Consider the following 21,783-nt stretch of genomic DNA (forward strand, 5'->3'; position numbering starts at 1 on the left):
CGTCGTCAGCGGCGTCCGGGGCGTCTAAGGCGGCGACCAGGAAGGCCGCACCCGCCAAGAAGGCGCCCGCCAAGAAGGCGGCGTCCAAGAAGGCGACCGCCAAGAAGGGCAAGTAGCCGCCCCCGGCCAGGCGACCCTGCGCCCGGGGCAAGGCGTCGAGATGAAAAAGACCGTCGCGCCCTGGGCCAAACGGGGCTGAAAGATGTAACAATAGGGTCGTTGTGGCAGGCGAGTTGCCAGAGGGGGGGCTCGCCTGCCTGCTGACTGGTGACGCAAGGAGAGGTGACGATGACCCAGGAGCCCTTTTCCAACGAGATTTTCGCGGACGTTGACGACTTTGTGAGGCAGTATCGCGAGTCCTGCCAGACGACCTTTGCCAAGACCTACGAGAAGCTTGACGAGCGCGACCGCTACTTTGCCCTCGCCAGCCTCATAGCCCGCAAGTCGCGCAACCTTCGCGTGGCGTCGAGCGCCAATGACGGGAAGGACGTCTACTACTTCTCGATCGAGTTTTTGCTGGGCCCCCTGCTTGACAACTACCTGCTCAACCTGGGATGCCGCGACATCGTGAAGGCCGGCTGTCGTCAGCTGGGCACCGAGCTGGACGCCCTGGAGGAGCAGGAGGTTGACCCCGGCCTGGGCAACGGCGGCCTGGGTCGCCTGGACGCCTGCTACATGGACTCGCTGGCAGCGCTGGGCATCAACGGCCACGGCAACGGCATGCGCTACCGCTACGGCCTCTTCCGCCAGGAGATAGAGAACGGGCGCCAGGTCGAGAAGATGGACAACTGGCTCCAGCACGGCTACGCCTGGGAGACGCGCAACGACGGCTCCTCCGTCCTCGTGCAGTTTGGCGGCACCGTCGTGCGCCACGAGCAGGACGGCCGCTACTGGTTCACCCAGGAGGGCGGACAGCTCGTCAAGGCCGTCCCCTACGACGTGCCGCTCATCGGCTACGGCGGGACCACGGTCAACAACCTGCGCATCTGGAGCGCCGAGCCCGCGAGCGAGGACTTCGACCTTCAGGCGTTCAACGCCGGCGACTACGCCCAGGCCATGCGCTTCCAGTCCGACGTCGAGGCCATCAGCCAGATCCTCTATCCCAACGACGCGGGCGAGCACGGCAGGCTCCTGCGCCTCAAGCAGGAGTACCTCTTCGTGAGCGCCGGGCTCCAGACCATCCTGCGCGCCTTTGAGGCCAAGTACGGGCCGGACTGGGAGCACTTTGCCGACCATATCGCCATTCACACCAACGACACCCACCCGGCCATGTGCGGCCCCGAGCTCATGCGCATCCTCGTGGACGAGAAGGGTGTCGACTTTGACCAGGCGTTCAAGATAGCCTTCGACACCATCTCGTACACCAACCACACCATCATGCCCGAGGCGCTCGAGCGCTGGCCCATCGGCGTCTTCCGCGAGCTTTTGCCCCGTCTCTACATGATCATCGAGACGGTCGACCAACGCTACTTCGAGCACTTCCCGCGCGACCGTGACAACTGGCAGGATCTGCTGCGCGACACCGCCATCCTCTGGGACGGTCAGGTGCGCATGGCCAACCTCTCGGTCATCTTCGCCCACTCGGTCAACGGCGTCTCCGCGCTGCACACCGGCATTCTCGAGGAGAGCACCCTCCACTCGTTCTATGAGCTTGAGCCCCAAAAGTTCAACAACAAGACCAACGGCATCTCGCATCGCCGCTTCCTCGGAAACGCCAACCCCGCCTATGCCCGCCTGATCTGCGACAGCATCGGCGAGGGCTGGCTCAAGGACGCCTCGGAGCTCTCGCAGCTCGAGCGCTTTGAGGACGACCCTGCCTTCCAGGAGGAGTTCGAGAAGGCACGCAGCTGGAACAAGGCGCGTCTCGCCCGTTACGTCAAGCGGGTGACGGGTGTCGAGCTTGACACCTCCATGGTGTTCGACGTGCAGGTCAAGCGCTTTCATGCCTACAAGCGCCAGCTGCTCAACATCATGAAGGTCATGAGCCTGCGCGAGCGCCTGCTCGCCGACCCCGGCTTTGACGTGCGCCCGTGCGCCTTCATCTTCTCGGGCAAGGCCGCCCAGAGCTACGCCTTCGCCAAGGAGGTCATCAGGCTCATCAACGCCGTCGCCGACGTCGTCAACGACGACCCGCGCGTCAACGACCGCCTCCGCGTGGCGTTCGTGCCCAACTTCGTGGTGTCAAACGCCCAGCTCATCTATCCCGCGGCAGACATCTCCGAGCAGATCTCGTGGGCGGGGTCCGAGGCGTCGGGTACGTCAAACATGAAGCTCATGATGAACGGCGCCATCACGCTGGGCACCTATGACGGCGCCAACGTGGAGATCGCCAAGCTCGTCGGCGACGACAGCATCAAGATCTTTGGCCTGAGGACCGAGGAGGTCGACAGCCTGCGCTCCTCCGGCAGCTACTGGGCCTGGGACGTCTACAACGGCGACCGGGACGGCATCGGTCGGGTCGTGGACAGCCTCACGGACGGCACCTATGCGCGCCTCTCGGGCAACTTCGAGGCGATTCGCGACGAGCTCATGACCCGCAACGACCACGACCTGGTCCTCGCGGACTTCCGCTCGTACGTTGACGCCTGGAAGGAGCTCACCGCCGCCTACGGCGACCGTCGCCCCTGGTGCCGACACGCCATCCACAACACAGCTCGGTCGGGGTATTTCTCCAGTGACCGAAGCATCCGCGAGTACGCGGCTGACATTTGGCATATTGGTGCATAGGAACCAGTCCAGAAAGGTATGAAGGGGGAGTGGTCATGAGCAAGAAGGAATGCGTCGCCATGCTTCTTGCCGGCGGACAGGGAAGCAGGCTTGGGGTGCTCACCAAGGATGTCGCCAAGCCCGCCGTCTCTTTTGGCGGCAAGTACCGCATCATCGACTTTGCACTGTCCAACTGCGCCAACTCGGGCATCAAGACGGTGGGAGTGCTCACCCAGTATCGTCCGTACCTCCTCCACTCGTACCTCGGCACCGGTGGCGCGTGGAACCTCGACGAAAGCGACGGGGGCGTCTCCATCCTGCCACCCTACGCCACGCAGTCGGGCGGCGCCTGGTATGCGGGTACGGCGGACGCCGTGACGCAGAACATCGGCTTCATCGAGCAGAACGACCCCGAGTACGTGCTCATCCTCTCGGGTGACCAGCTCTATCGCATGGACTACCAGGAGATGCTCGCCAACCACAAGCGTCACGAGGCGGACCTCACCGTCGCCGTCATGCCGGTGCCCTGGGAGGAGGCCTCCCGCTTTGGCATCATCACGCAGGATGCCGACGCCCGGATCGTCAAGTTCACCGAGAAGCCCAACAAGCCCGACTCAAACCTGGCGTCCATGGGCATTTACATCTTTGACGCCAAGCTGCTGGTTGACACCCTCAAGGCGGACGCCGTCGACCAGTCCTCCGAGCACGACTTTGGCAACGACATCATCCCCAAGCTCCTTGCCGACGGCAAGCGGCTCTACACCCATGAGTTCAACGGCTTCTGGCGCGACGTCGGCACCATCTCGTCGTATCACGAGACGAGCATGGACCTCTTGGGCAGCCACCCCGCGTTCGACCTGTTTGACGCCGGCGCCCCCATCATGAGCAACGCCTCGACAAGGCCGCCGGCCTACGTCGGGCCCCACGGCGAGATTGACGACTGCCTCGTGGGCAACGGCGCCCGCATCTTTGGCAAGGCCGTGCACTCCATCATCTCGACCGACGCCTGCATCGGCGAGCGCGCCATCGTCGAGGCGTCGGTGCTGTTGCCCGGCGCCTGCGTGAAGGACGGCGCCCATGTGGTTCGCGCGATCCTGGGCGAGCACTCGACCGTCGAGGAGGACGTCGTGCTCGGCAGCGTGGACCAGACCAGGGACACGGCGGTCATCGGCAACAACGTCGTCGTCGGAAAGGGGGAGGAGTAGTCATGGAGAAGATTCTCGGCATCATCACGGCTAACTACTCCACAAAGTATCCGAGCGTTCTCTCCGAGGTGCGCCCGGTGGCGTCCCTCCCCTTCCTGGGTCGCTACCGCGTCGTCGACTTTGCCCTCTCCAACATGGTCAACTGCGGCATCCGCACCGTCGGCATGATCATGCCCTACAACTACCGCTCCCTGATCGACCATGTGGGGTCGGGCCGCGACTGGGACCTCAATCGCAAGAAGGGCGGCCTGTTCATCCTGCCCGGCTCCGCCTTCGGCACCTCGCGCACCGGCTCGCGCTTCCTGTTGCGCGACCTGGCCCACAACAAGGTGTACATGCAGCGCGGCAGCTCGGACCTCTGCATCATCACCTCGGCGAGCTTCGTCTACAACATGGACTACCGCGACCTCGTCGCGGCCCATCGCGCGTCCGGGGCCGACATCACGGTGCTCACCAAGAAGGCCTCCGGCAAGGACGTGGACGTGTGCGGCTTTGCCGTCGAGGACGGGCGCGTCACGGGCGTCAAGCACGGCGTCAAGTTTGGCGACACCGCCTTTTTGGACTGCTTCGTGGTTGATTGCAAGCTGCTGCTTCAGATGCTCGAGTGGTATGCGCAGACCGATTACCTCGACCTCTTTGAGGCCCTCGCGCCCGACTACGGCAGGGTCAAGGTTCAGACCTATGACTACGAGGGGTATGCGGCGGCCATCTTCGACAAGGACGCCTACTTCCGCGCCAACATGGACCTGCTTGACCCCAAGATCTCCGCCGAGCTCTTCCCGGAGGGGCGGACCGTCCGCACGAAGGCGCATGACAACGCGCCCGCAAAGTTCGAGGCGGGTTCCCACGTGTCCAACTCCCGCATCTCGGGCAGCGCACGGATCTTGGGGTCGGTCACCAACTCGATCCTGGGTCGCGGCGTCATCGTCGAGACGGGCGCGAGCGTCAGCAACTCCATCGTCATGCAGGGCTGCGTCATCGAGACGGGCGCGCGCGTGGAATACGCGATCGTTGACCGCAACAACGTGGTCCCCGCCCATACCGAGCTGCGCGGCACCCCCGACGCCCTCTTCATCAAGGACAAGGCGGAGGCATAGCTCACGCCACCCGCAGAAGGAAGACTCATGGCAACCAGCGTCAGACGCAGGATCAAGATACTCTTCGCCGCCTCGGAGGCCGTCCCGTTCGTGAAGACGGGCGGCCTGGGCGACGTCGCCGGGTCCCTGCCCGCCGCACTCAGGGCCAAGGGGGCCAAGGTGTCGGTCATCCTCCCCAAGTACTCCTTCATTCCCGAGGAGTACCAGGGGCGGATGAGGCACATCGCCGACTTCTACGTGCCCCTCTCCTGGCGCAGCGTCTACTGCGGCATCGAGAAGCTCACGATCGACGGCATCGACGTCTACTTTGTCGACAACGAGGCCTACTTCAAGCGCGAGAGCGCCTACGGCTACTTTGACGACGGGGAGCGCTTCGCGTTCTTCTCGAAGGCCGTCTGCGAGGCCATAGAGCTCCTTCCCGAGCTTCAGGTTGACGTCCTTCACTGCAACGACTGGCAGACGGCCCTTGCCCCCGTGTTCCTGCGGGAGTTCTACCAGGCGTCGGAAGCCTGCCGCAACGTGAAGACCGTCTTCACGGTCCATAACGTCAAGTTCCAGGGACAATACTCCGACAAGGTTCTCGCGGACATCCTGGGACTCGCCGACAACCCCACCGCGGCGGGCCAGCTGTACTGTGACCGCGACTCCATCAACTACATGAAGGGCGCGCTCTGCTATACGGACGTCATCACGACGGTGAGTCCCAGCTACGCCAGCGAGCTTCAGATGCCCTTCTTCGGCGAGGGCATGGACGACATCTTCCGGCGCCGCTCCAACGTGCTCAAGGGCATTCTCAACGGCATCGACCAGGACGCCTGGAACCCCGCCACCGACGAGCTCATCCCCCTGAAGTATGACGCCGACTCCCTCGAGCTCAAGGCCCAGGACAAGCAGGCGCTCCAGCGGGAGCTTGGCCTGCGCGAGGACCCCGAGCGCCCGCTCGTGGTCATGGTGGGGCGCCTTACCAACCAGAAGGGCCTGGGGCTCGTGCGCTACGCCATGAACCGCCTCATGGAACGAGGCGTCCAGGTGGCCGTCCTTGGCACGGGCGACAAGGACCAGGAGGAGGCGTTCAAGTACTTTGACTGGACCTACGGCGACATGATGAGCGCCCGCATCGCCTTTGACAACGCGCTCAGCCATCGCATGTACGCCGGCGGCGACATCCTGCTCATGCCGTCCGAGTTCGAGCCCTGCGGCCTCTCCCAGATGATCGCCATGCGCTACGGCACCCTGCCGGTCGTGCGCGAGACCGGCGGCCTCCAGGACTCCGTCGAGCCCTACAACAAGTTCACGGGGACAGGCACGGGCTTCCGCTTTACCAACATGAACGCCGACGAGATGGCCGATTGCCTGCTGGGCGCCTGCGAGGTCTTCTGGACGGACAAGGAGGCTTGGACTAAGCTACAACGGCAGGCGATGGGCACCGACTTCTCCTGGAGCCGCGCGGCCGACGAGTACCTTGGCATCTATCACGGCCTGCACCCGGAAATCATCAGGTACGACCAAAAGAGGTAGGCGTGAGGGCCAAGCACGTAACGTCAGAGCTTTGCTATAGGAATCCGTTCGGCGCCGTCCAGTCGGGGGGCGCCGTTTCGCTGTCGCTGGACGTGTGGGACGAGCCGGCGGCGACCGCCCGCCTGCGCCTCTGGGTGGATGAGCGGGGCGAGCGCCTGCTTGACATGCGGAGCAGGGTCGAGGGTGACCACCTGCGCTTCTCGGTGACCTTCGTGCCCGACCGCCCCGAGGTCGTGTGGTACAGCTTTCAGGTGCAGGCGGCCGACGGGACGGTGTGGCGCTACGGGGCGGCTCGCGAGCACGCCTGCGGGGAGGGGGCCTTCGCCTACGGAGAGCCACCCTCGTTCCAGCTGACCGTATACGACGCGGAACGCGGGCGGCTGCCCGCCTGGTACGCGCAGGGCGTCGTCTACCAGATCTTTCCCGACCGCTTCGCGCGGGGCGCGGGCTGGCGCGAGCAGGTGGAGGGCGACCTTGCGACGCCGTATCGCGGGCCCGAGCGGCGTCTCGTCGAACGATGGGACACCTACCCGAGCTATGAGCGCAACGCCGACGGCAGCATCGCCGCCTGGGACTTCTACGGAGGCACGCTCGAGGGCATCCGCGAGCGCCTTGACTATCTCCGGGGCCTGGGCGTCTCGGTCCTCTACCTCAACCCCATCTTTGCGGCAAGCTCCAACCATCGCTATGACACGGTTGACTACCTGCGCATAGACGGAGCCTTGGGAACCAAGGAGGATTTTTGCCGCCTGTGCGCGGACGCCGAGGCGCGGGGCATCTCCATCATCCTGGACGGCGTGTTCAACCATGTGGGCGCCGACTCCAAGTACTTTAACCGAGCTGGCGTGTTTGCGGAGCTCGGCGCCTTCCAGGGCGACGCCTCGCCGTATCGCAGCTGGTTCACGTTCAGGGACGACGGCAGCTACGACGCCTGGTGGGGTGTCGAGGACCTCCCCGCCGTGCGCGATGACAGCCCCGAGTTCCGTGAGCTCATCTGCGGCTATGACGGGGTGGTGCGCACGTGGCTGCGCCTGGGCGCCCGTGGTTGGCGCCTTGACGTGGCCGACGAGCTTTCGGACGAGTTCATCGAGGACATCAAGAGCGCCGCCCTCGCCGAGAGGCCCGACGCCGTCGTCATCGGCGAGGTGTGGGAGGACGCCTCCCACAAGGTGTCTTACGGCAGGCTCCGCCGCTACTTTCAGGGCTCGGAGCTTGACGGCACCATGAACTACCCCCTGCGCAGCGCCCTGCTGGGCTTTGTCACCAACAACCGCACGGCGGGCGAGCTTGCGGCAACGCTCCAGTCGCTCCATGAGAACTACCCTCCCCAGAGCTTTGCCGGCGAGCTCAACCTCCTGGGCAGCCATGATCGCAGACGCCTGCTCACGGTGCTGGGAGACGCCCCCCAGGCGGACGAGCTGACCGACGACGAGCGCCGCGTCTTTCGCCTGGGCCCGGACGAACGCTCCCGGGCCGTGAGCAGGCTCTGGGTGGCCGCGCTCCTCCAGATGTGCCTTCCGGGCGTCCCGAGCGTCTATTACGGTGACGAGGCGGGCCTTGAGGGCTACGCCGACCCCTACTGCCGCGCCACCTTCCCCTGGGGCCACGTCGACGAGGACTGCTTTGCCATCTATCGCAACGCCATCGCCCTGCGGCGGGCGCTGCCGCCCCCCACGGACGGGAGCTTTGAGCCCTTCTCGCAGGGGGATGACGTCTTTGGGTTCTGGCGCCGCGGCGAGGGAGGCTCAGTCTGCGTGCTCGCGAACGCCTCGCTCACGGAGTCGCGCGTCATCCACATCCGGGTGGACGCCCCCATTGCGGACGACGTGGTGAGCGGCGCGCGCCAAAAGGTGCGTGACGGCCAGGTGGAGGTTCGCCTCTGGCCGCTGGGGACCGCCGTCATCCACCCGCACGAGGAGCTTCGTCTCCAGAGGCCCCTCGAGCGCGGGCTCGGCGTGATGTGCCACATCACGTCGCTGCCCAACCTGGAGCGCCCCGGGCATGCGGGCACGCTCGGCGAGCCCGCCCGACGCTTCATCGACATGCTCGCCCGCGCGGGCGCACGGTACTGGCAGGTGCTGCCCGTCAACCCGACGGACGAGTTTGGCTCGCCCTACGCCGGCCTCTCGGCCTTTGCCGGCAACGTCTCGCTCATGTGGGGCATCGACGACGATGACGGCCCCTCCGTCCTGCCCACGGACTTTGAGGGGACCTCGGAGTTCCGTCGCTTCGTCGAGAGCAACGAGCGCTGGCTTTTGCCGTACGCCACCTTCCGCGCCATCAAGGACCGCATGGGCGATACCCCCTGGCAGGAGTGGCCCAGCCGCTATCGCAGCTGGCATACGGGCCTGCCCGCCAGGCGGGAGCTCAAGAGGGGCGTCCGGCGCGTCCTGGGCCTGCAGTTTGCCTTCATGCGGCAGTGGGGCGAGCTGCGTCGCTACGCCCATGAACGGGGCGTCGCCATAATCGGCGACATGCCCATGTACGTCTCGGCCGACTCCTCGGACGTGTGGGCCGAGCGCGAGCTGTTCTCTCTGGGAGAGGACGGGCTTCCCGCCGAGGTGGCAGGATGTCCGCCTGACGCCTTCGCGGCGGCGGGGCAGGTGTGGGGCAACCCCACCTATGACTGGGAGCGTCATCGGAAGGACGGGTTCTCATGGTGGCTCCGGCGTCTTGAGCGCGCCTTCGAGCTCTATGACTACGTGCGTCTCGACCACTTCCTGGGCTTCTCGTCGTACTTCAGCATCCCGGCGGGCGCAAGCGCCTCCGAGGGCCGTTGGAACTACGCTCCTGGGCTTGAGCTCTTCAAGACGGCCCACGAGCGCCTGGGTGCCCTGCCGGTGGTGGCGGAGGACCTGGGCTCCGTGACGCCGGCGGTGCGGGCGCTCACGGCCCTGACGGGGTTCCCGGGCATGGACATCATCCAGTTCCAGGACACGGACGTGCGCGAGGGCTACCATCCCGCCGCCGGCTCCGTGGCCTACAGCTCCACGCACGACACCAACACCCTCCTGGGGTGGGTGGTACGGCGTTATGGCTTTCACATGACAGATTCTGACGACCGTCACGCGGCCCTGGACGTGGCTCGCAGACTGCTGAGCGCCTGCGCAGACGCGCCGTCCGACGTGGTCATCCTGCCCTTGCAGGACCTGCTGCTCTTGGGTGAGGGTGCGCGCATGAACGTGCCGGGCGTGGCCTGCGGCAACTGGCAGTGGCAGGCCGAGGTGGGCTCGCTTGACGCGGCCCGCGAGGTGCTCCACGAGCTCGTGAGCGAGAGCGGGAGGTAGGAGCCACGCCCACAGGGTCGCTCGCAGATGAGGGCGGCAGGACGGGCGCATGTGAGGGCACGCTAGGACATTTTCCTTTCGTTTGGTTGGAACGTAATGCTTATCAATCGTGTTTCAGAACTGCTCTTCTCGGCGCGGGAGCTCGCGTCCGTCAAGGCCGACCTCGAGGCGGGCCGCGACGCCAACCTCTCCGTCGCGCAGAGCGCCAGGCCCCTGGTCGTCGCCTGCGCCTGGGCCGCCCGTCCCCGCCCGACCCTGGTCATCGTCTCGGGCGAGGAGGCGGCGGACCGCATGGCCCGCGCGCTCGCCGCCTGGGTGGGGGCCAAGGACGTCCTTCGCTACCCCGAGCGCACGGACCTTCCCTGGTCGGAGCGCGACCCCGACGACGCCGTCGTCGGCGCTCGCGCGCAGGCGCTCGCACGTCTTGCTGCCGGCGACGACTGCATCGTTGTGGCGAGCGGACGCTCCCTTCTCAGGAGGGTGCCGCCCGTGGGGTCGGGCTTCTTCGCCTCCTGCACCCTCGCCGTGGGAGACCAGCTCGAGACGGACGAGGCGGCGTCGCTTCTCGTGGGCATGGGCTATGCCGACGCGGGCTCGAGCAAGGACGTGAGCGCGCCGGGCAGCTTCCACCTGCACGGCGACGCGCTTGACGTGTTTGCCGCCCAGGCGACGGCCCCCGTGCGCGTGGAGTTCTTTGGCGACGAGGTTGACCGCGTGCGGCGCATGGTTCCCTCCACGGGACAGACGATCGGCGAGCTCGAGGAGGTGGCCGTCAGGCCCTGCCGCGAGATCGCGCTCACGCCGGCGACCGTCGCCGCCGCACAAGAGTCGCTCGAGGCCCGCGCCAAGAACTCGACGCGCATCGCCGCCGACCTCGAGCTCATCGAGAGGGGCGCCCGCGCGCCTCAGCTCGACAAGTACCTTCCCGACCTGTACGGGGGCTCCGCCAGCCCCCTTGAGCACATGTCCTCGCACGCGCTCGTCATCCTCTCGGAGCCCCGAGCCCTCATCGACGACTGCCAGCGCGGCTTCGACGACGTGGCCGGGGCGGCGCAGGGCGCCCACGAGCCGCTGGATGGTCTATACACGAGCCCGCGCGACCTCGACTTCGGCAGTCAGCAGCGCCTCTCGCTCTCCTCGCTCGCGAGGGCCAAGACCGCCGCGACCTCGGGGCTCATGGTGGAGCAGCCCCACATCGCGGGCGGCAACGCCAAGCTCGTCGGCCGCCTGCGTCAGCTCGTGCAGAAGCGCGACGCCATCGTGTTCGCGGTGCCCGACCGCGCCGCCCGCGAGAGCGTCAAGCTCACCCTGGTGGACGAGTCGATTCCCTTCGAGGAGCGGCTCTCGACCGGCGCGTCGCCAGACGCAGGCCCGCTTAGGGGGGGCATGGTCACCGTCGTGGACGCCCCGGTGCCCGCCGGCGTCGTGGTGCCCCCCGCGCACCTTGCCGTGCTGTCCGTCAGCGACCTCAGCTCGCGCCTGGCCTCCCGGCGCAAGGCCAGGCGGATCGATCCCACGGCCGTCACCTTTCCCTTCAAGCCCGGCGACTACGTGGTTCACGCCACGCATGGCATCGCCCTGTTCACTCAGATCGTGCGCCAGGAGGTCGCGGGCAGGGAGCGCGACTACTTCCTGCTCGAATATGCGGCGGGCGACAAGCTCTACGTCCCGCTCGAGCAGGTGGACCGCCTTACGCGCTACGTGGGGCCCGACGGCGCGCAGCCGCGGCTCACGCGCCTCAACACCGCGGACTGGTCGCGCGCCACGGGCAAGGCCCGCTCGAGCGCCAAGAAGCTCGCCTTCGACCTCGTGGACCTCTACACGAGGCGCTCGGCCGTGGCGGGCTTCGGCTTCTCGGCCGACACGCCCGCCCAGGCCGACATGGAGGCTAGCTTTCCCTACGCGATGACGCCCGACCAGGCCTCCGCCATCGCCGACGTCAAGACCGACATGGAGGCGAGCCGCCCCATGGACCGCCTGCTCTGCGGCGACGTGGGCTTTGGCAAGACGGAGGTGGCGCTGCGCGCCGCCTTCAAATGCTGCCAGGACGGCAAACAGGTCATGGTCCTGTGTCCCACGACCATCCTCGCCCAGCAGCACTTCGAGACCTTCTTCGCGCGCTTTGCGCCCTTCGACCTCAAGGTGGCGGTCCTCTCGCGCTTTGTGAGCCCCGCCCGGCAGCGCCGCGCCCTCAGCGGCTTTGGCGACGGCAGCGTGAGCGTGCTCATCGGCACGCACCGCCTCCTCTCCGCCGACGTGAGTCCCCATGACCTGGGGCTGGTCATCATCGACGAGGAGCAGCGCTTTGGCGTCCAGCACAAGGAGCAGCTCAAGAACATGCGTGAGCAGGTGGACGTCCTGACGCTCTCGGCCACGCCCATCCCCCGCACGATGCAGATGGCCATGAGCGGCGTGCGCGACATGAGCCTCATCATGACGCCGCCCCCCGGCCGGCTCCCTGTGAAGGTGAGCGTGGGAGAGTGGGACCCCGACGTGGTCTCGGACGCCATCCGGACGGAGCTGGGGCGCAAGGGGCAGGTCTATTACGTGAGCAACCGCGTGACCACCATCGAGGACGCCGTCCAGCGCGTGATGGAGGCGGCCCCCGAGGCGCGCGTGGGCGTGGCGCACGGCAAGATGAGCGCCGATGCCGTGGAGGACGTGATGCTTCAGTTCCAGGAGCACGAGATCGACGTGCTCGTGGCGACGACCATCATCGAGAGCGGCATCGACAACCCCCACACGAACACGCTTGTTATCGAGGACTCGCAGCGGCTGGGCCTCGCCCAGCTCTACCAGCTCAAGGGCAGGGTGGGCCGAGGTCGTCAGCAGGCCTACGCCTACTTCATGTTCCCCACCGACGGCGCGCTCACGCCCGAGGCCACCGACCGCCTCCTTGCCATCGACGAGTATCAGGACCTGGGCAGCGGCATGCGCATCGCGATGCGCGACCTCGAGATTCGCGGCGCGGGGTCCCTGGTTGGCGCGGAGCAGCACGGCAACCTCTCGAGCGTGGGCTTTGACCTCTTCACGCAGATGCTGGGCGAGGCCGTCGCCGAGGCCCGCGGCGAGGGGGGCGCGGTGGAGCTTCCCGAGGTCATCATCAACCTGCCGGCCGACTTCTTCCTCGCGGAGGAATACCTGCCCGAGGTGGACCAGCGCGTGCTCGCCTACCGTCGTCTGGCCGCCGCCACGGAGCTCAAGACGGTGGACGAGCTGCAGGCGTCGCTCGAGAAGGAGCGCGGCGCCCTGCCTCTTGCGGGCAAGAACCTCTTTGACAGGGCCCGCATTCGCATACGTGGAGAGCGCCTGGGCCTCACGAGCGTGTCCGTGTCGGCAGGCAGGCTCATCTACCAGGGACTTGACCTCACCCGACCTCAGGCCGTCAGGCTCAAGCAGCGCCGGGGCATATATCAGACAAAGAGCAGGCGCCTCTCGTACCCGTATCACGCCGGCAAGGAGGAGCTGCTGCCGGCGGCCCTGGGCGTCCTGGAGGAGATAGGCGGCGCCGACGAGGCGGACGAGTAGGCGCGAGCGAGGCGAGGAGGATGCATGACAGACGGATCGCAGGCGGCGTCGCGGGACGCGGGCCTTTGCGCGGGGTCCCTGGACCGGCAGGCCCAGGAGGCCGACGAGCAGACGAGGGAGCGCACGGGCTGTCCGGGGACGCACGCGGAGTTTGACCGGCTGGTGCGCACGATATGGCGGCTGCGGCAGCCGGACGGCTGCCCCTGGGACAGGGAGCAGACCCATGCGAGCCTCTCCGCGCATCTGGTGGAGGAGGCCTATGAGGCCGTCGAGGCCATCGCGGACGGCGACGTCGCCCATCTGCGCGAGGAGCTGGGCGACGTGCTGGAGCAGGTGCTGCTCCATGCGCAGGTGGCCGCCGACGAGGGCGACTTCACCGTGGACGACGTCTGCCACGACCTCAACGAGAAGCTCGTGAGACGACATCCCCACGTCTTTGGCGCGCGAGCCCAGGACATGACGGCTACATCCGCCGACGCGGTGCTTGACATCTGGGACGACGTGAAGCGTCAGGAGCGCGAGGCCAAGGGCGCATCCGACGACGGCGAGACGTCAGGTCTCCTGGATAGCATTCCCGTCTCGCTCCCGGCGCTGCTGCAGTGCCAGAAGATATCAAAGCGCGCCGCCGCGGCGGGCTTCGAGTGGGAGGACGTCCGAGCGGTATGGTCCCAGGTGCAGAGCGAGCGCAAGGAGTTCGAGGCGGAGGCGCCAGGCAGCGAGGCGGCGGCCGAGGAGTTTGGCGACCTGCTCTTTGCGCTGGTCAACGTCGCCCGACACGAGGGCATCGACGCTGAGGGCGCGCTTGCCAGGAGTAATCGCAAGTTTCGCCGTCGCTGGGCGTTCATGGAGCGGCAGGCCCGCGAGCGACAGATCTGCCTGGACGAGCTGTCCGTACGGGAGTTCAACCAGCTCTGGGACGAGGCCAAGCGGTGGGAGCGCGGCGCCTAGGCTCGCCGGGAGCCGCCCGCCCACGGGGAGCTGTCGGTCCTACGGAGTTCGCGCCGGCCGGCCCTCGCCCCGTTGCAGCTTTGGTATAACTAGGGCAGGGGCGCCCGCAGGCCATGTTGGCACCTCTCCCGTCGGGTTCGCCCGTCGGGGAGGAGGGCGCGTTCCTGCCCAACCGACGATGAGACGAAGCAGAGTGGCATGAGCACTGACGAGCGGCACAATCCGGAGGAGCGGGCGTCAGCGACGTCGTCGTCGCCCATGCCGACCGAGCCTGCCGTCGCCGGTGCGTCCAGCGGGCCCGAACGCCCCCATCGCGGGACCAGGCGCACGCGAGGAAAGATCGACAACAAGCCCCTCAAGACCAAGGGGGACTTTGACGACCTCGACTACCGGCAACCCCGAAGCCGCAGTGCGGGCGTCGCATCCAGACCCGGCACGGCCCCCTCCGTCGCGCGGGAGAAGACGCCTGGCCACCCTGCGCCGACGGCCGCTCGCGCACGCGCCGACGCGCGGGACCATGCGGAGGCGAACGGTTCCGGAGCCGCACCTTCCACGCCCCCGCTCAAACAGCGCGCGGAGCATCTTCGCACCTGGGTCGCGACGCATCCACGCCGCTGCGTCGCTCTCGTCGCGCTGCTGATCGCCCTCGTCGCGCTATACGGACCCACGCGCGACTACTACGTGGCCCGCAGGACGGGCGAGGTGCTCCAGCTCAAGTATGACCGGATCCTCTCGAAGAACGAGGCGCTTGCCAGCGACGTCAACCGCCTGCAGACGCGTGAGGGGATCGAGGAGGAGGCACGCAGGCTCGGCTACACGTCCAAAGGCACCGACGCCACCGACTCGGGAGAGCACGCCGACGCCTCCACCGGGCAGGACGTCCCGTCGCAGACGGCCGACCCCTCGGCGCCCATGACGTACCCCGACGGTCGCAGCTGGTATGTCCAGGCGCTAGACCTGGTGTTTTGCTATGACCCGGAGGCAACATGGAACGCGTAGCCTGCATTGACGTGGGCACGGTGACGGCCCGCCTTGCCGTGGCAGACCTCGAGGGCGGCGTCGTCCGTCGCCTTGCCAAGAGCTCGACGATCTGCAACCTGGGCGAGGGGCTTGCCGCCTCGGGTCGCATCTCGTCGGCGGCCCGGCGTCGGGTGAGCGCCTGCGTCGACGGGTATCTTCGGGCGGCGCGATCGGCGGGCGCCGCGCACGTCTGCTGCACGCTCACGGCCGCCGCCCGCGACGCTTCCAACGCCGACGAGCTGCTGGGTGCCCTGCGGGGTCGCGGCCTTGACCCCGAGGTCATCCCGGGCAAGATCGAGGGCCTCCTCACCTTTCTCGGCGTCGCCCAGGACCTTCCGGGCGAGCGCCTGCTCGTCGCCGACAGCGGGGGAGGTTCGACCGAGCTTGCCCTGGGACGCCTTGACGAGGCGGGAATCCCGGACGTCGAGCGCGTGTGCTCCACGAGCGTCGGCTGTCGCCGCATGACGGAGCGTTTTCTGCTGCGGGAGGACCCACCCGCTCCGCAGGACGTCGCCGCCGCCCGCGCCCACGCGACGCGGATCTTCGCCAAGGCGCTCAACGAGGGCGGCTACCTGCGCACGAGGCCGCAGCGGCTGGTGGCGACAGGGGGTACCGCGACGAGCCTCGTCGCCGTCAAGGAGCGCCTCGTGCCGTATGACGCGACGCGCGTGCACCTTGCCTCGCTCACCGCGCGCGACCTTGAGGCGCTTCTCGACCAGCTGGCGGGCCTCAGCGTTGCGCGTCGCGCCGAGCTTCCCGGCCTGCAGCCGCAGCGGGCCTCGGTCATCGTGGCGGGGGCCGTCGCCCTGGCGGCGCTCATGGAGACGACCGGCTTCGATGAGCTGACCGTCAGCGAGAGCGACCTGCTCTTTGGGCTCGCCATCTGCGCGGGGCGGGCGCAGGAGGGCAGGGGGACGCCCGTGGGATGGACGCCCAGCCTCACCAGGCCCTAGCCCCCGGTCGTGCTAAGCTGCCAGTGCGACGGTTGCCGACGTGCGGGGGCGTGGCGGAATTGGCATACGCAGGAGACTTAAAATCTCTCGCCGCAAGGATTGTGGGTTCGAGTCCCACCGCCCCTACCATGCGCGCTCTGGCGGTGCGGTGCCGCGGGTTCGTTGCAACACCGCAGGCGACGAACCCGCCAGGCCTGAGACCGGCGGGTTCGAGGAGACTTCAAATGGTGCCCCCAACGAGACTCGAACTCGTGTCGTCGCCTTGAAAGGGCGATGTCCTAACCACTAGACGATGGGGACGCGGCGATTAGTATATCAGAGCGCGGCCTGAGGAGGTCCCTGCCATCCTTCGCCAGGACGCGGCGTCAGGCGGCTCCCGCCATCCTGCCAAGGCGATGTGTTGATTCTCTTCTTCTCGCGACGCCCGATGTGGCCCAGGTCCTTCGGTACGTATCATGTATCAGGCTTGTATAGTCTATCTTGTATATCACTTGTCCAGCTTATGGACTCCAGCGGACGGGCCCGTTGACTCCTGGACGAGAAGGAGGGAGGAACGATGTCGCGTCAGAGGCCGTTCTTTCCCACGCCGGAGGGCGTGACGGGCCATGCGGGCGGCACGGCTGCGGGCGACGTCCCCGCGAGCCCCCTCTATCTGCAGATCAAGCTCATGATGCGCGACAAGATTGACGCGCGCACGTGGAGGGCGGGCGAGGCCATCCCGTCGGAGGCCGAGCTCTGCGCGCAGTTTCAGGTGAGCCGGGGAACCATACGACACGCGTTGAGGGAGCTCGCCCTGGAGGGCTACATCATCACCAAGAAGGGCAGCGGAAGCTTCGTGGCGCAGGGGGGGCTGCCCCGTCCCGCGGCCCATGTTCCGCTCTCGTTCGCCACGCTCCTTCACGAGCGCGGCATACAGTTCACGACGCGGGTGGTCACGCGCGAGGTCGTCGGCGCCCCCCGATCGGTCGCCGCTCACCTGGGCGTTCTTGTCGGCGCGCCCACGCTGTTCATGCGTCGCGTCCGCAGTGTGGGCGGCGACGCGATCGTGTGCCAGGAGAGCTGGTCAAACTTGGAGGCATGCCCCCGGCTCGACGAGGCGGTCTTTGAGCGCGAGTCGCTCTTTGACGCCGTGCAGCGCTGCTCCGGAAAGAGGGTCGCCGCGTCAAACGTCCGGTATCTCTCCTTTGAGGCGGGGCTGGAGCATGCGGCGCTCCTGTCCTGCGCCCCCTCTGACGCCCTGCTGGGGCTTGAGCAGGTCATTAGTTTGGATGACGGTTCCGTCGTCGAATGGAGCCTCACCAGCCTGAGGCCCGGGACCTCGATCGTGGCGAGCGCCCTGCCGGACGACGTCACCCGAGGTCACCTGGAGACGGACGCCATCGTCCGGGGCGGCGATCGGCCGCAGGGAGGCCCGGGCGGAGAGGCGGCCCTCAGGCGACGGCTTGAGCTTCAGGCGCTGCAGGTGCGTCGCGACGTCGTGTCCCTGGCCCATCGCTATGAGGGCGTCCCCTTTCACCTGGGTGGAGCCCTCTCCATGGTCGAGATCGTGGTGACCCTGCTCCTGCATGTCATGAGGACGGGCAAGGACTCGACGCCGTGGGAGGAGCGCGACCGGCTCGTGCTCTCCAAGGCGCACGCCTCCGTGGCCCTCTATCCCGCGCTGCTCAGGGCGGGCCTCATCAGCCAGGACGACCTTGACCGCGGCCTGTTCGGCGAGGGGGCAGTGCTGTTCAAGCACCCCCAGCGCGACCCCTCGCGCGGCATCGAGACCTCGGGCGGAAGCCTGGGGATGGGCCTGGGCTACGCGGCGGGCCTCGCCCTTGCGCTGCGGCGCACCCATCCGGGCGCGCGGACGTTCTGCATCGTCGGTGATGGCGAGTGCGAGGAGGGCTCCGTCTGGGAGTCCGCCGCCTTCGCGGGCTTCAAGCGCCTGGAAAACCTCACGGTGATCGTCGACGCCAACGGCATGCAGCTTGACGGACCCACGTCAGAGATCATGGACAACGGTCCCATCCAGCGGAAGTTTGCCGCCTTTGGCTTTGAGACCCAGGAGGTGGACGGCCACGACGTCATGGCGCTCGTCCAGGCGCTGTCGCTGCGGACGGACCGTCCGCGCGCCATCGTCGCCCGCACGATCAAGGGCAAGGGCGTCTCATTTGCCGAGAACAACGTCATCTGGCACGACAACGCCCTGTCGCGGGACGACTACGAGCGTGCCATGGGCGAGCTTGACGCCCGGGAGGAGGCCGTCCGTCATGGCAGAGGCTAAGGGACAAACCACGCAGCGGGCGGCGGCGCCGGACCTGCTGGTGTCCGCCGAGGACGCGCGGCGTCTGTCGACGCTCTCCCACAAGGACGTCTTCGGGGAGGTCATGGGGCGCCTGGCGACGACTGACGCGAGCCTGTCCGTCGTCGTCTCGGACTACGGCCGCAGACTCAACCTGTCACGGTTTCGGGAGCTCTGCCCGGAGGGCTTCGTGCAGTGCGGCATCGCCGAGCAGAACCAGGTCGAGGTCGCCTCGGCCCTCGCCAACGAGGGTCTCACCACCTTCGCGCCCTCGTACGCCACGTTCATCACCTCGCGCGTGCTCGACCAGGTGAGGGTCAACCTGGGCATCATGGCATCCCCGGTGGCGCTCGTGGGGGTGGGATGTGGCTGCGACGCCGCCATCCTGGGAGCCAGCCACATGGCCCTCGAGGACCTGGGCGTCATGCGGCAGATTCCCGGCATGACGGTCGTGAGCCCCTGTGACAACGCGGAGTTCGCCGCGACCCTCCTTGAGCTGGGGCGCGCACCGCGTCCCGCCTACGTGCGCATGAACGAGGCCTGGGGGGCCAACCTTCACCCCGGGGGCGTGGGTCGCGCGCCCGGCCGCCCGCACCTCCTGCGCCGAGCCGCGGGCGCCCGCGTGGCCCTGGTGAGCACGGGCACCATCAGCTGCCGCGCCTTGAGGGCGGCCGAGCTCTTGGCCGCCGAGGGCATCGAGGCGAGTGTCCTCGCCCTGCCCACCGTCAAGCCCCTCGACGCGGGGGCGATCGACGCACTGGGGGCGCCCGCCCTGCTGGCGAGCGTCGAGGAGCATAGCGTCGTGGGCGGGCTGGGGTCCGCCCTCGCCGAGGCCCTCGCCGAACGCGGCAGGGGGACCGCCCTGCTGAGGCTGGGGCTTCCCGATCGCTATCTTGAGGCTGACGCCCGCGACGCGGTGCTTGCGCGCGCCGGCCTTGACCCTGCGGGCATCGCCGCGCAGGTGCGTGACGGCTACAGGAGGGTGCGCTAGCGCCCTCTGCGGCGCGGGGCGCTAGAACTCAAACCCTGACCTTCGTGCGAAGGCGGCGGCGGACTCGGTCATCCCCGGCACCGACTCGACCCAGCTCACGAGGTCGGGCACGTCCACGATGATGGCGTCGGCCTCGTGGACGGCGAGCGTCGTCTCGTCAAAGCCGTAGGGTGCGGTGGCGGGGCGGTCGGGCATGTAGGGCTCCACGTAGACGGGGCGAAGCAAGGCAAAGACCCCGCCCTCGCAGAGGCGGTCGTAGCCGGCGAGCGCCCGCCGGGCTGCTGCGGGCCGCGCCAGCTTGAACAGGAGTATCAGCCGTGCGAGGCCCTGCCATGCGTCGCCTCGTCCCCCGAAGCGGGCGACGAGCGCCTCAAAGCCGGACTCGTCCTCCAGGCGCGCGCATGCGAGCGCGGCGGTGTGACGGGCGCCCAGGCAGTCAAGGGGCGAGAGCCGCAAGAGCTCCAGGGCGCTCTCGCGCGCCCGGTCGTATCGGGCCGACTCGAGGTACGTCCGACAGATCGCGGCCTTCACGCGCAGCGCGGGACGACAGAGCACGTCGGACCACGGGTCTGCGCCCCGCTCGCCGTCGGCGGCGTCGAGGGACGGCAGGGCGTCCCGCTCGAGCCCCTTAAGCTGCCACAGGAGGTCGTCGGGGTCGAGGTCGCGCGCGATGAGCGCGCAGAGCCGCGCGTCAACGCAGGAGGGGTCCTGGCGCAGGATGGCGGCGCACGCCTCCTGAAGCGTCGCGAGGCGGACCTGGCGGGCGCGCAGATACTCCTCGTCGTCACGTGACTCATCCGCGCCGATCGATGCGGCGTAACGGTCAAGGGCGCGTCCCAGCAGGGCCATGGACTCATCTTGGGGCGCGCCCGCGAAGCGTTCTGGGTCATGGCGCACCGCAAGGAGCAGCTCGGCATAGGCTGCGTCGGACAGGCCCCGACCCCTCCTCTGTCGCTGCGCGATGCGCAGGACGTATTCCTCCCTCGCGTCCATCAGGCGCTCCCCTCCTTTGAGGGGGCCGAGCCGCCCTCGCCACGTCCGTCCTGGACCTGGGCGTCTCTGAGCTCATCGAGCTCCCGACGTTCGCGGGGCGAGAGCTCCTTGGCGACCTCGTCCATGACCCACGCGCCAAAGCTGCCCCTGCCGCGTCGGTCGCGCCCCTCCTGCAGCAGCACGGTTGCCTCGGAGACCGCAACGATGAGCTCGTCCTCGCTCAGAGGGGGCAGGGCCAGCCGTGCGAAGACGCCGTCGGGCAGCTCCTTCTGCAGATAGAGCGTCGCGCGCGCCTGGGGGTATCCCTCGCAGACGCCGTGCAGCCATGAGCGCGCGCGGGCGAGGTCGTCCTGCTTGTAGGCGAGCGCGCAGCGGGAGAGCTGGAGCCAGGCGTCCTGCGGCCGGCGGGGACGGTCCAGGTCCATCGCGCCGACGCGCCGCTCGAGCTCGTCGAGTCCCGTCGCATCCTCCAGCTTGGCGAGGGCGAGGGCCTGCGTAAAGCGGGCGTCCGCCGCGTCCGAGGGGTCAAGCGCCAACAGCCTCTCGCAGGCGTCGACGGCGGCGTGATTGTGGCCGCAGATCAGGGCCTTGGACGCCAGGGATGCCAGCCAGCGCAGGTACGGGGCAAGGGCAAGAAAGGCCCCGAACGACGAGCGCTCATGGTTCCCCTCACAGAGGGCGCGCTCGCGGCGCTCCTCGCACTGGAGCCTCACCTGCTCCTGCCCCTCGAGGAGGAAGGCGTAGAAGGGCTCAAAGCCCACGATCAGGGCGGCCTGCCTCATGCGTCGTGCGTCGGCGTTGGCGGGGTCCAGGGACAGCGCCTCCTCGAGGAGGGTGTGGGCCCTTGAGACGATGCCCTCGGCGTCAGCGTCGTCGGCAAAGGGGAGCTCATAGTCTATGAGGTGGGCGGCATCCGCCATCAGATGGAAGGAGCGCTCCTCGTCGCTCTGGGGAAGCAGGTCGCTCTCCTGGTTGTAGAGACGCCCAAAGTGAGCGAAGGCGCGCAGCGCGTCATCCGCCTCCTGTCCGTCCAAGGTTCGGACAAAGCGCAGGGCCATCCTCTGATAGTCCTCCCTATGAGGGTCAAACGCCATGTGCTCGTGCCCCCCCTTGAAGACGTGAGTGGCTGCCGCTCGTATGCCACCACATCCTACCCGACTTGCCCCGTCGGCACGCGCGCCGCGGCTCGATGACACATCCACGGCGCAAGCTCGATTTTGCGTGGCGAAACAAGTTGGTTACAATAGGCA

General features: G+C 67.8%; 13 protein-coding genes and 2 tRNA genes. 12 read left to right on the forward strand and 3 right to left on the reverse strand.

Going from position 1 to position 21,783, the window contains the following annotated elements; all coding sequences use genetic code 11:
* The first annotated feature begins 288 nt into the window (after nucleotides 1–288).
* The 10 genes from HMPREF2826_RS02640 to HMPREF2826_RS02685 all read left to right on the forward strand — a co-directional run bounded on the left by HMPREF2826_RS02640 (nucleotide 289) and on the right by HMPREF2826_RS02685 (nucleotide 16,391).
* A complete protein-coding gene (locus HMPREF2826_RS02640) occupies nucleotides 289–2,727 on the forward strand; it encodes a glycogen/starch/alpha-glucan phosphorylase (RefSeq protein WP_070638949.1) in 2,439 nt (812 codons plus the stop codon).
* Between the two features lie 35 nt (nucleotides 2,728–2,762).
* The gene (locus HMPREF2826_RS02645; RefSeq protein WP_058270768.1) at nucleotides 2,763–3,911 is read left to right on the forward strand and encodes a glucose-1-phosphate adenylyltransferase; all 1,149 of its coding nucleotides are present in this window, start codon (nucleotides 2,763–2,765) and stop codon (nucleotides 3,909–3,911) included.
* A gap of 2 nt (nucleotides 3,912–3,913) precedes the next feature.
* Nucleotides 3,914–5,008 carry a glucose-1-phosphate adenylyltransferase subunit GlgD gene (gene glgD / locus HMPREF2826_RS02650; RefSeq protein WP_070638951.1) on the forward strand — a complete coding sequence of 365 codons (1,095 nt, stop codon included), beginning with the start codon at nucleotides 3,914–3,916 and terminating at the stop codon, nucleotides 5,006–5,008.
* A 27-nt stretch (nucleotides 5,009–5,035) separates the two neighbouring features.
* Nucleotides 5,036–6,526 (forward strand): glycogen synthase GlgA, encoded by a 1,491-nt coding sequence (glgA, locus tag HMPREF2826_RS02655; protein ID WP_070638952.1) that lies wholly within the window; start codon nucleotides 5,036–5,038, stop codon nucleotides 6,524–6,526.
* 2 nt (nucleotides 6,527–6,528) lie between these two features.
* Nucleotides 6,529–9,813 carry a 4-alpha-glucanotransferase gene (locus HMPREF2826_RS02660; protein WP_070638954.1) on the forward strand — a complete coding sequence of 1,095 codons (3,285 nt, stop codon included), beginning with the start codon at nucleotides 6,529–6,531 and terminating at the stop codon, nucleotides 9,811–9,813.
* A 96-nt stretch (nucleotides 9,814–9,909) separates the two neighbouring features.
* On the forward strand, nucleotides 9,910–13,341 hold the full coding sequence (gene mfd / locus HMPREF2826_RS02665; RefSeq protein ID WP_070638956.1) for a transcription-repair coupling factor: 3,432 nt from the start codon (nucleotides 9,910–9,912) through the stop codon (nucleotides 13,339–13,341).
* A 24-nt stretch (nucleotides 13,342–13,365) separates the two neighbouring features.
* Nucleotides 13,366–14,289, forward strand: coding sequence for a nucleoside triphosphate pyrophosphohydrolase (mazG, locus tag HMPREF2826_RS02670; RefSeq protein ID WP_070638959.1), 924 nt, complete (start codon nucleotides 13,366–13,368; stop codon nucleotides 14,287–14,289).
* 198 nt (nucleotides 14,290–14,487) lie between these two features.
* Complete coding sequence (locus HMPREF2826_RS02675) at nucleotides 14,488–15,288, forward strand: FtsB family cell division protein (protein WP_148138305.1); 801 nt, start codon at nucleotides 14,488–14,490, stop codon at nucleotides 15,286–15,288.
* Complete coding sequence (locus HMPREF2826_RS02680; RefSeq protein ID WP_070638963.1) at nucleotides 15,276–16,262, forward strand: Ppx/GppA phosphatase family protein; 987 nt, start codon at nucleotides 15,276–15,278, stop codon at nucleotides 16,260–16,262. Before HMPREF2826_RS02675 ends, HMPREF2826_RS02680 begins: the two co-directional genes overlap by 13 nt.
* 44 nt (nucleotides 16,263–16,306) lie before the next feature.
* Nucleotides 16,307–16,391: transfer RNA gene (locus HMPREF2826_RS02685), tRNA-Leu, on the forward strand.
* A gap of 96 nt (nucleotides 16,392–16,487) precedes the next feature.
* On the opposite strand, the gene HMPREF2826_RS02690 is transcribed toward HMPREF2826_RS02685, so the two are convergent.
* Nucleotides 16,488–16,562 (reverse strand) — tRNA-Glu (locus HMPREF2826_RS02690).
* A 256-nt stretch (nucleotides 16,563–16,818) separates the two neighbouring features.
* On the opposite strand from HMPREF2826_RS02690, the gene HMPREF2826_RS09015 reads away from it, so the two are divergent.
* Together HMPREF2826_RS09015 and HMPREF2826_RS02700 are read left to right on the forward strand one after the other, a co-directional pair.
* Nucleotides 16,819–18,531, forward strand: coding sequence for a UTRA domain-containing protein (locus tag HMPREF2826_RS09015; protein ID WP_083307200.1), 1,713 nt, complete (start codon nucleotides 16,819–16,821; stop codon nucleotides 18,529–18,531).
* On the forward strand, nucleotides 18,518–19,540 hold the full coding sequence (locus HMPREF2826_RS02700) for a transketolase family protein (RefSeq protein WP_070638965.1): 1,023 nt from the start codon (nucleotides 18,518–18,520) through the stop codon (nucleotides 19,538–19,540). The genes HMPREF2826_RS09015 and HMPREF2826_RS02700 overlap by 14 nt, the downstream gene beginning before the upstream one ends.
* A 21-nt stretch (nucleotides 19,541–19,561) precedes the next feature.
* Here the strand turns inward: HMPREF2826_RS02700 and HMPREF2826_RS09380 are convergent, their stop codons facing one another.
* Together HMPREF2826_RS09380 and HMPREF2826_RS02710 are read right to left on the reverse strand one after the other, a co-directional pair.
* Complete coding sequence (locus HMPREF2826_RS09380; protein WP_070638967.1) at nucleotides 19,562–20,533, reverse strand: hypothetical protein; 972 nt, start codon at nucleotides 20,531–20,533, stop codon at nucleotides 19,562–19,564.
* A complete protein-coding gene (locus HMPREF2826_RS02710) occupies nucleotides 20,533–21,627 on the reverse strand; it encodes a hypothetical protein (protein WP_070638969.1) in 1,095 nt (364 codons plus the stop codon). Before HMPREF2826_RS02710 ends, HMPREF2826_RS09380 begins: the two co-directional genes overlap by 1 nt.
* Nucleotides 21,628–21,783: the final 156 nt, after the last annotated feature.

Source organism: Olsenella sp. HMSC062G07 (genome assembly GCF_001811895.1).
Lineage (GTDB): Bacteria > Actinomycetota > Coriobacteriia > Coriobacteriales > Atopobiaceae > Olsenella_F > Olsenella_F massiliensis.

Coding starts and splice junctions, on each gene's coding strand:
- HMPREF2826_RS02640 (WP_070638949.1), top strand. CDS start 289: ATGACCCAGGAGCCCTTTTCCAACGAGATTTTCGCGGACGTTGACGAC.
- HMPREF2826_RS02645 (WP_058270768.1), top strand. CDS start 2,763: ATGAGCAAGAAGGAATGCGTCGCCATGCTTCTTGCCGGCGGACAGGGA.
- glgD (WP_070638951.1), top strand. CDS start 3,914: ATGGAGAAGATTCTCGGCATCATCACGGCTAACTACTCCACAAAGTAT.
- glgA (WP_070638952.1), top strand. CDS start 5,036: ATGGCAACCAGCGTCAGACGCAGGATCAAGATACTCTTCGCCGCCTCG.
- mfd (WP_070638956.1), top strand. CDS start 9,910: ATGCTTATCAATCGTGTTTCAGAACTGCTCTTCTCGGCGCGGGAGCTC.
- mazG (WP_070638959.1), top strand. CDS start 13,366: ATGACAGACGGATCGCAGGCGGCGTCGCGGGACGCGGGCCTTTGCGCG.
- HMPREF2826_RS02675 (WP_148138305.1), top strand. CDS start 14,488: ATGAGCACTGACGAGCGGCACAATCCGGAGGAGCGGGCGTCAGCGACG.
- HMPREF2826_RS02680 (WP_070638963.1), top strand. CDS start 15,276: ATGGAACGCGTAGCCTGCATTGACGTGGGCACGGTGACGGCCCGCCTT.
- HMPREF2826_RS09015 (WP_083307200.1), top strand. CDS start 16,819: ATGTCGCGTCAGAGGCCGTTCTTTCCCACGCCGGAGGGCGTGACGGGC.
- HMPREF2826_RS02700 (WP_070638965.1), top strand. CDS start 18,518: ATGGCAGAGGCTAAGGGACAAACCACGCAGCGGGCGGCGGCGCCGGAC.
- HMPREF2826_RS09380 (WP_070638967.1), bottom strand. CDS start 20,533: ATGGACGCGAGGGAGGAATACGTCCTGCGCATCGCGCAGCGACAGAGG.
- HMPREF2826_RS02710 (WP_070638969.1), bottom strand. CDS start 21,627: ATGGCGTTTGACCCTCATAGGGAGGACTATCAGAGGATGGCCCTGCGC.